Annotated in this window: 8 protein-coding genes; 4 read left to right on the top strand and 4 right to left on the bottom strand. The window is 76.7% G+C overall.

The features are described 5' to 3' along the window. Positions 1 to 131 precede the first annotated feature (131 nt). Positions 132 to 749, bottom strand: coding sequence for a type II toxin-antitoxin system VapB family antitoxin (locus tag ACI794_RS20610; RefSeq protein ID WP_456617258.1), 618 nt, complete (start codon positions 747 to 749; stop codon positions 132 to 134). Between the two features lie 26 nt (positions 750 to 775). On the opposite strand from ACI794_RS20610, the gene hrcA reads away from it, so the two are divergent. The 3 genes from hrcA to ACI794_RS20625 are packed head-to-tail and all read left to right on the top strand — an operon-like array spanning position 776 to position 3,700. Continuing rightward, complete coding sequence (gene hrcA, locus ACI794_RS20615) at positions 776 to 1,798, top strand: heat-inducible transcriptional repressor HrcA (RefSeq protein ID WP_456604242.1); 1,023 nt, start codon at positions 776 to 778, stop codon at positions 1,796 to 1,798. A 15-nt stretch (positions 1,799 to 1,813) separates the two neighbouring features. Next, positions 1,814 to 2,944 carry a molecular chaperone DnaJ gene (gene dnaJ / locus ACI794_RS20620; RefSeq protein WP_456604241.1) on the top strand — a complete coding sequence of 377 codons (1,131 nt, stop codon included), beginning with the start codon at positions 1,814 to 1,816 and terminating at the stop codon, positions 2,942 to 2,944. 3 nt (positions 2,945 to 2,947) lie between these two features. Next, on the top strand, positions 2,948 to 3,700 hold the full coding sequence (locus ACI794_RS20625) for a 16S rRNA (uracil(1498)-N(3))-methyltransferase (protein ID WP_456604240.1): 753 nt from the start codon (positions 2,948 to 2,950) through the stop codon (positions 3,698 to 3,700). A gap of 97 nt (positions 3,701 to 3,797) precedes the next feature. On the opposite strand, the gene ACI794_RS20630 is transcribed toward ACI794_RS20625, so the two are convergent. Genes ACI794_RS20630 through ACI794_RS20640 form a run of 3 tightly spaced genes read right to left on the bottom strand, consistent with a single transcriptional unit; the run spans position 3,798 to position 7,107 of the window. Further along, entirely contained in the window at positions 3,798 to 5,408 is a 1,611-nt protein-coding gene (locus tag ACI794_RS20630) for a PhnE/PtxC family ABC transporter permease (RefSeq protein ID WP_456617259.1), read from the bottom strand. Then, the gene (locus ACI794_RS20635; protein WP_456617262.1) at positions 5,405 to 6,151 is read right to left on the bottom strand and encodes a phosphonate ABC transporter ATP-binding protein; all 747 of its coding nucleotides are present in this window, start codon (positions 6,149 to 6,151) and stop codon (positions 5,405 to 5,407) included. The genes ACI794_RS20630 and ACI794_RS20635 overlap by 4 nt, the downstream gene beginning before the upstream one ends. Next, positions 6,148 to 7,107: a putative selenate ABC transporter substrate-binding protein gene (locus tag ACI794_RS20640; protein ID WP_456617260.1), complete on the bottom strand. Its 960-nt coding sequence runs from the start codon at positions 7,105 to 7,107 to the stop codon at positions 6,148 to 6,150. The genes ACI794_RS20635 and ACI794_RS20640 overlap by 4 nt, the downstream gene beginning before the upstream one ends. Before the next feature lie 326 nt (positions 7,108 to 7,433). Here ACI794_RS20640 and ACI794_RS20645 point away from each other — a divergent pair, with 326 nt between their 5' ends. Next, positions 7,434 to 8,612 (top strand): ABC transporter substrate-binding protein, encoded by a 1,179-nt coding sequence (locus tag ACI794_RS20645; protein ID WP_456617261.1) that lies wholly within the window; start codon positions 7,434 to 7,436, stop codon positions 8,610 to 8,612. Positions 8,613 to 8,746: the final 134 nt, after the last annotated feature.

Here is an 8,746-nt window from a genome sequence, read left to right on the forward strand (position 1 = left end):
TGTTGTTGGGGGTGAGGGGGGTCCACCCCCCCCCCCCCCCCCCCCCCCCCCCCCCCCCCGGGCGCCCCCCCCCCCCCCCCCCCCCCCCAGCCCTCCCCGAGCGGGTCGACCCGGGCGGGGCGGCGCCCGGGTCAGGTGCTGCGGGGGCCCGGCACGGGGGGTTGGGCCGGCAGGGAGGCCGTGCTCGGGCCCTCCGGTGCCCGCACGGGCGTGAGCGCGTCGAGGTCCAGCACCCGCACGTGGATGACGGTGCGCTGCTGCAGCGCCGCGCGCAGCGCCCGGTGCAGCCCGTCCTCGAGGTAGAGCTCGCCGTGCCACTGGACCGCGTGCGGGAAGAGGTCGCCGTAGAAGGTGGAGTCGTCGGCGAGCAGGGCGTCGAGGGCCAGCTCCCGCTTCGTGGTGGTCAGCGTGTCCAGCCGGACCTGCCGGGGCGGGATCATCGCCCAGTCGCGGGTGGACAGCCCGTGGTCGGGATAGGGGCGCCCGTTGCGCACGCCTTTGAAGATCAGGGGACCGACCTCCGCTCTCCGCCCCGGCCGGGGCACCGACCGTGCCCACCCTAGCGGCCACGACCGTGCCCCGCCCCCGTCCCGCGGGGCCCCGTCCACGGGCTCGCCGCGAGCCCGCGAGCGGGGGAGGACGACGCGCTTCCTCGCGTATGCTGGCCTGGCACTCTGTCCGTGCGAGTGCCAGGCCGGGCGTGTCCCGGGGCCACCGCGGCCCCGCAACCCGGCGGTGCGGCACGGCACGTCGACCGGTACGGGGAGGTGTCACCGTGGCGCACGACGAACGCCGCCTGGAGGTGCTCCGGGCCATCGTCCAGGACTTCGTGTCGACCAACGACCCGGTGGGCAGCAAGGCCCTCGCCGAGCGGCACGACCTGGGGGTCTCCCCGGCGACCATCCGCAACGACATGGCGGTGCTCGAGGAGCAGGGCTACATCACCCAGCCGCACACGAGCGCCGGCCGGGTGCCCACCGACAAGGGCTACCGGCTCTTCGTCGACCGGCTGTCGGCCGTGAAGCCGCTCTCCGCCGCCGAGCGCCGCGCGATCGAGCGCTTCCTCGACGGCGCCGTCGACCTGCACGACGTGCTGGGCCGCACCGTGCGCCTGCTCGCCCAGCTGACCCGCCAGGTCGCCGTCGTCCAGTACCCGACGCTCTCCCGCAGCGCCGTGCGCCACCTCGAGGTGGTGCAGGTCGCGGTCGGGCGGCTTCTGGTGGTCCTGATCACCGACACCGGGCGGGTCGAGCAGCGGGTCGTCGACTGCCCGCCCGACGTCGACGCCGCCGCCGTCCCCGAGCTCCGCGCGCTGCTGAACTCCGCGTTCGCCGGCGTGAAGCTGGTCGAGGCGGCCGACAAGGTGCCCGGGCTGCTGGAGACCGCGCCGTCGCACCTGCGGGGGCTGGTCGCCGCCGTCAGCGCCACCCTCGTCGAGACCCTCGTCGAGCCGAGCGAGGACCGGCTGGTCATCGGCGGGACGGCGAACCTCGCCCGAGGCAGCGGCACCGACTTCTCCGGCACGCTCCGACCGCTGCTGGAGGCCCTCGAGGAGCAGGTCGTCGTCCTCCGCCTGATGAGCGAGGTCGACGCCGGCACGGTGCTGGTGCGCATCGGCGAGGAGAACGCGCACGAGGCGCTGACCGGCGCGTCGCTGGTCACCGTCGGGTACGGCTCGGGGGACCGGGCGCTCGGCGGGCTCGGTGTCGTGGGGCCCACGCGCATGGACTACCCAGGAAACATGGCCGCGGTGCGAGCCGTGGCCCGCTACGTCGGCCACCTGCTGGCCGAGAGCTGAGGACGAGACTCTTCGATGGCGACCGACTACTACGGCGTGCTGGGCCTGGCCCAGGGCGCGACCGACCAGGACATCAAGCGCGCCTACCGGCGGCTGGCCCGTGACCTGCACCCCGACGTCAACCCCGACCCGGAGGCCAAGGAGCGGTTCCAGGAGGTCACCCGCGCCTACGAGGCGCTGACCGACCCGGAGAAGCGCCGGATCGTGGACCTCGGCGGAGACCCGTTCGACTCGGGGGCCGGGGGCGCCGGCGGCTTCGGCGGCCCCGGGTTCGGCGGCCTGGGCGACATCATGGACGCCTTCTTCGGCGGCGCCGCCACGCGCGGGCCGCGCAGCCGCACCCGGGCCGGGCGGGACGCGCTCATCCCGGTCGAGCTCGACCTCGACGAGAGCGTCTTCGGCACGACCAAGGAACTCACCGTCGACACCGCGGTCCTCTGCGACGCCTGCACCGGGGCCGGCACCGCCCCGGGCACCCACCCGGCGACCTGCGGCACCTGCTCCGGCCGCGGCGAGGTGCAGAGCGTGCAGCGCGGCTTCCTCGGCCAGGTCGTCTCCAGCCGCACGTGCCCGACCTGCACGGGCACCGGCCAGGTCATCCCGCAGCCCTGCCCCAAGTGCGGCGGCGACGGCCGGGTGCGGGCCCGCCGGACCCTCTCGGTGAAGGTGCCGGCCGGCGTGGAGGACGGGATGCGGATCCGGCTCACCGGCCAGGGGGAGGTCGGCCCCGGCGGCGGGCCGGCCGGCGACCTGTACGTGGAGGTGCACGAGCGCCCGCACGAGGTGTTCACCCGCGACGGCGAGGACCTGCACTGCCGGGTCACCCTCCCGATGACCTCGGCGGCGCTGGGCACCACGCTGAAGCTGAAGACCCTCGACGGCGAGGAGGAGGTCGACATCCGGCCGGGCACCCAGTCGGGCAGCGTGCTCACGCTGCGCGCACACGGCGCGCCCCGGCTGCGCGCCACCGGCCGCGGTGACCTGATGGTGCACGTCGAGGTGCAGACGCCGACCAGGCTCGACGCCGAGCAGGAGAAACTGCTGCGCGAGCTCGCCGCCCTGCGCGGGGAGGACCAGCCCGGCGGCGACCGCGAAGAGCAGGGCGGCCTCTTCTCCCGGGTCCGCGACGCGTTCCACGGGCGCTGACCGGTGAGCTCCGAGGCCCCCGAGCTCGACGGCGCCCCGCTGTTCCTGGTCGACGAGCTCGCCGACGTCCCGGAGCTGCTCGTCGACGGGCAGGAGGGGCGGCACGCCGTCGAGGTGCTGCGGCTGCAGGCCGGTGAGCGGGTGCGGGTCGGGGACGGCGCCGGCACCGTCGTCGACGGGGAGGTGGTCGCCGCCGGGCCGCAGGGGCTGCGGGTCGCCGTGCGGAACCGGTTCGAGGTACCCGCGCCCGACCCGGAGTTCGTGCTGGTGCAGGCGCTGCCCAAGGGGGACCGGGGCCCGCTGGCGGTCGACCTGGCCACCGAGCTCGGCGTCGACCGGATCGTGCCCTGGCAGGCCGCCCGCTGCGTCACCCGCTGGCGGGACGACCGGGTCGAGAAGGGCGTGGCCAAGTGGCGCGCCGCGGCCCGGGCGGCGAGCAAGCAGTCCCGCCGCCCGCGGCTGCCCGAGGTGACCGCGCCCATGACGACCCGCGAGATCGCCGGGATGCTCGCCGAGGCCGACCTCGCCGTCGTCCTGCACGAGCAGGCCCGCCGTCCGCTCGCCGAGCTGGCGGTGCCCGAGACCGGCACGGTGGTGCTGGTCGTCGGCCCGGAGGGCGGGCTGTCGGACGGCGAGGTCATCGCGTTCCACGCGGCCGGGGCGGAGCCGGTGCGGCTGGGCCCCGAGGTGCTGCGCACGTCGACGGCGGGAGCCGCGGCGATCGCGGCGCTGTCGGCCCGCACCCGCTGGCGGTGACTGCCCCGCGCCATGATCAGGTGCCCTGATCGTGGCGTGTCCTCCCTCGTGGTGGGCGGTGAGGGAGGACGCGCGGGGGTGAGGGAGGACGGCGTCGTCAGCGCAGGGCGGCGCGGGCGCGGTCGCCGACCAGGTCCACGAGGAAGGTCAGCGCCACGATCGCGGCCAGCACCGTGGTGACCGCCGGCCAGTCGAACGACGACGTCGCCGCCGACAGCAGGACGCCGATCCCGCCGGCGCCGAGCAGGCCGACCAGCACGGTGTCCCGCACGACCACCTCCCACCGGTAGAGCGCCAGGGCCAGCACCGGCCCGGCGAGCGCCGGCACGCTGCCGTACAGCCACCGCCCGCCCGGGGAGGCCCCCGCGGCCGCGAGCGCGTCCCCGGGCCGCCGGTCGGCCTCCTCCACCGCCTCGCCGACCAGCCGGCCCAGCACGCCGAGGGTGTAGACGCCGAGCGCCAGGGCGCCGGGCAGCACGCCGGGGAGGAGCACGAACAGCAGCACCAGCGCCCACACCGGCGGCGGCACCGCGCGCAGCAGCAGCAGGACAGCGCGGGTGAGCACCCCGGCCGCGTGGCGCCCCGCCCCGGCCGGGCCCCGCGGACGGGCCGCGAGCCCCGCCAGCGCCACCGCCCCCGCGGCCGCGAACGCCACCGCCAGCACCGACATCCGGACCGTCTCCACCGACGCCGACCACACGGCGGCCAGCAGGTCGCCGCCTGTGGCGGGCGGCCACGCGGCCGAGGCGACGTAGGCGACCTGCTCGCGGGTGCGGGCCGAGACCAGCGCGGCGGGGGAGAGGGCCAGGAACCAGACGGCCCAGCCGGTCAGTGCCAGGACCGCCAGCACGGCGCCGGTCAGCACGGGGTCCCGCCGCGCTCCGGGCCGTGGCGTGGCGACGCGGCGGCGCACGGCCCGGCCCGCGACGTCGGCGAGCAGGCAGAGCAGGGCGAGCGCGTAGACCGTCGTCCAGACCTGCGCCCAGCGCAGCGAGGTGAAGGAGAGGGCGAGCTGGTAGCCCAGCCCGCCGGCGCCGATCAGCCCCAGGACGACGGCGGAGCGCACCGCGCACTCGAGCCGGTAGAACGCGTAGGAGAGCAGCCCGCCCGCGGCCGGCGGCAGCAGGCCGTAGAGGGTGGCCGTCCCGCGCCCGGCCCCGGCAGCGAGCAGCGCCCGGTAGCCCTCGCGCGGGACCTCGTCGAGCAGGTCGGCGAAGACCTTGGCGGTGGTGGCGCCGTAGGGCACGGCGATGGCGAGCACGCCCACCCACGGGTCCAGCCCGAGGACGTTGACCAGCAGCAGGCCCCACACCGCCTCGTGCAGGCCGCGGGGCAGTGCCAGCCCGCCGCGGGTGAGCAGCCAGCCGGTGCGCCGCCGTCCCCACGTCGTGCGGGCGGCCGGCACCGCGCCCAGCGCACCGAGCAGCACGGCCAGCCCGGCGCCCAGCACCGCGTAGGCGACGGTGACCAGCGTCGAGCCCGCGACGACGCGCAGGAACTCCGCCGAGAGCTCCGGCGCCACGGCCGCGGCGAGGAAGCGGCCGACCTGACCGGTGCCGGCCGGGTTGAGCACCGGCCCGGAGAGCAGCCCGCTACCGGCCAGCGCCCAGCCGAGCAGCGCGAGCCCGCCCAGCCCCCAGGCCCACCGCCGCCGGTCCCGGCGCAGCCGCGCCGCCGGGGGTGCCGGCCGCTGCAGGACGGCGGTCACCGGCTGACCCCGTAGAACCCCTCCAGCGCCGCCACCGTCAGGGTGCGGGCGGGGGCGTCGAGCACCACCCGGCCGGCCGCCAGCCCGACGACGCGGTCGCAGTGCCGCAGCGCCAGCGCGGGGTCGTGCAAGCAGGCGAGGAGCGCGCCGCCGCGCTCGGCCGCGAGCTCGCCGAGCAGGCCGAGCGCCTGGTCGGCCAGCGCCGGGTCCAGCGCCGATGCCGGTTCGTCGGCGAGCACCAGCTCGGGCCGCTGCACCAGCAGCCGGGCCAGCGCGACCCGCTGCCGCTGCCCGCCGGAGAGCCGGTCGGTGCGCTCGTACGCGCGGTCGGCGAGCCCCACGCGGGCCAGCGCGGCGGCGACCTCGTCGGTGCCCTGAGGGCGGATCAGCGACCACGCCGCCCGGGTGGCCGACCAGGAGCCCAGCCGGCCGGCGTTCACGTTGTGCACCACCCGCAGCTGCCCGGCCAGCTCGAGGTGCTGGTGCACCGTGCCGGTGCGCGCCCGCAGCCGGCGGAGCTCCCGGCCGCGCAGGGCTGCCGGGTCCTGACCGAGCACCCGCACCGCGCCGGCCGCCGGCCGCACCGACCCGTTGACCACCCCGAGCAGCGTGGACTTGCCGGCACCCGACGCACCGACGACGGCGACGCGCTCACCCGCGGCCACCGCGAGGTCGACCCCGGCAAGGGCGGCGGTGCCGCCGAAGCGGACCTCGATGCCGGTGAGCCGGAGGACCTCGCTCAGCTGACCAGCCCGAGGTCGCGGCCGATCTCCTCGATCTGCCGGTAGTTCGCCGCCTCGGTCGGGACGAAGGCGCCGGCGCCGAAGAGCTCGAGCAGCGCGGCGTCGTCCGGGTCGTCGGGCGACAACCCGGTGAAGTACCCCGTCAGCCGGCCGGCCAGGTCGGCGCCGAAGCGCTCGACGGCCCGCGGGCCGAGCAGCCAGTGGTAGTCGTGGTACGCCGGGGTGCGGGCGTAGGACACCACCGCCGGGTCCACCTCGCCGCTCTCCGACCGGGACCGCCACACCTGCTCGTTGAGGACGCCGGCCTGGTAGGTGCCCGAGGCGACGAGCGCGATCGTGGCGTCGTGCGACCCGGAGAAGCCGGGGCCGCCGGGGAACCCCTCCGGGTCGACGCCCGCCTCGCGCAGGAAGTACGCCGGCATCAGCCGTCCGGAGGTCGAGGTCTCGCTGCCGTAGGTGAGACGGAGACCGGCCAGCGGGCGGAGGTCGTCGGCCGGCTCGAGCCCGGTGGCGGTGTTGACGACGAAGACCGAGCGGAACTCCTCGTCGATGTCGCGCTGGGCGATCGGCACGGCGCCGGGGGTCTGCAGGCGCGCCTGCACGCCGGTGAGGCCGCCGAACCAGACGAGGTCGAGGTCTCCGGTGCGGAAGAGCGAGACGGCGGCGGCGTAGTCGGTCACCGGCCGGTACTCGACCTCGAGGCCGAGGCCCGCGGCGAGGGAGCCGGCCACGGTGCCGAAGAGCCGCTGCAGGACCTCGGGGTCCTGGTCGGGGATGGCCCCGACGCGCAGCGGCCCGGGGGAGCCGGGGGTGGTGGCGGAGCCGGTGCCGCAGCCGGCGAGAACGGCGGCGAGGGCGGCGCCCGTGCCGGCGAGGAGGGCGCGGCGGGAGAGGGACGGGAGGGGATCGGGACCGGGGACGGGGCCACCCGACCGGGCGGCGCGAGCGGGAGGCACTACGTCCTCGTGGCTGGTCGGGGGACGGGCACGGCGGACCTCCGGGAGCGGGTGAGGGGACGGCCCATCCTGCACCCGGCGTCGTCGCGCGGGCGCGCCGTGCCGCCGACGCGCACCCCGCGGAGTTCCGGACGGTCACGTTCTGGGCACGCTTGCCCCACCCCTGCCGGAAGCGCGGGGGGAGGTGCCTACTGTGACCCCCGTAACCAGCCGACCGGCTCCGGTCGGCCCACGACGCCCGGGTGCCTCGGACCGGCCCGTCCGCCAGTGACGCGCGGCTGCTTCCTCGCGGCCGGCGCGGTCGTCGTGCTCGACAAGGGAGAGACATGCGCACCAAGCTCCACACCGTCGCCGCGGCCGGCGCCGCGGCCCTCCTCCTCGCCTCCTGCGGCTCCGGTGAGTCCGGCGGCGGGGACTCCGCCGCCTCCGGGGCGCTCACCGGCGAGGGCAGCGGGGAGTCCTGCACCATCGAGGGCGAGGTGCCCCTCGGCGCGGTGCTCAGCCTCACGGGCGCCGCGGCCAGCTACGGCGAGTCGCAGCAGCGCGGCCTCGAGCTCGCCGCCGCGGAGCTGGCCGAGCAGGGCGGCGTCACCTACGACCTCACGATCGAGGACGACCAGACCGATCCCCGCCAGGCGATCACCCTGTTCGAGCAGTTCGTCTCCGACGGCGTGAGCCTGATCATCGGGCCCACCCTGTCCAACGCCGCCGTCCAGGCCGACCCGATCGCCCAGGAGGCCGGGGTCCCAGTGCTGGGCATCTCCAACACCGCCGCGGGCGTCACCGAGATCGGCGACTACATCTTCCGCGACTCGCTCACCGAGCAGGCGGTGATCCCGCAGACGATCGCCCAGGCGACCGAGCAGTTCGGGCTCCAGGACGTCGTGGTCATGTACAGCAACGACGACGCCTTCACCGAGTCCGGCTACGAGGCGTTCGCCGCCGCGCTCGAGGAGGAGGGCGTGACCGTCAACGAGACGATCACCTTCTCCAAGTCCGACACCGACTTCCGTGCCCTGCTGACCCAGGCCCAGGAGAGCGACCCGGACGCGCTCGTCGTCTCCGCGCTGATCGAGGCGGCGGTGCCGCTGGTGACCCAGGCCCGCGAGCTGGGCATCGACGTGCCGATCATCGGTGGCAACGGGTTCAACAACCCGACCCTGATGGCCGACGCCGGTGAGGCGGCCGAGGGCGTCGTCGTCGGCGCCGCCTGGAACTCCTCCTCCGACAACCCGGAGAACCAGGCGTTCCTCGCGGCCTACGAGGCCGAGTACGGCGCCCAGCCCGACCAGTTCGCCGCCCAGGCCTACACCGGGCTGAAGCTGGTCGACCAGGCGGTGCGCGCCAACTGCTCCGCGGAGCGCGACAGCATCCAGGAGGCGCTGGGCCAGATCGAGGACGTGCCCACCGTCCTCGGCGAGTTCTCCATCGACGAGAACCGCGACGCCGACCACCCGGCCGTCGTCCAGGTCGTCGAGAACGGCGAGTTCGCCGTCCTGGAGTGACCCGCCCCGGGGGGGGGGGGGGGGGGGGGGGGGGGGGGGGGGGGGGGGGGGGGGGGGGGGGGGGGGGGGGGGGGGGGGGGGGGGGGGGGGGGGGGGGGGGGGGGGGGGGGGGGGGGGGGGGGGGGGGGGGGGGG

It is taken from the genome of Blastococcus sp. SYSU DS0541 (assembly GCF_054050875.1).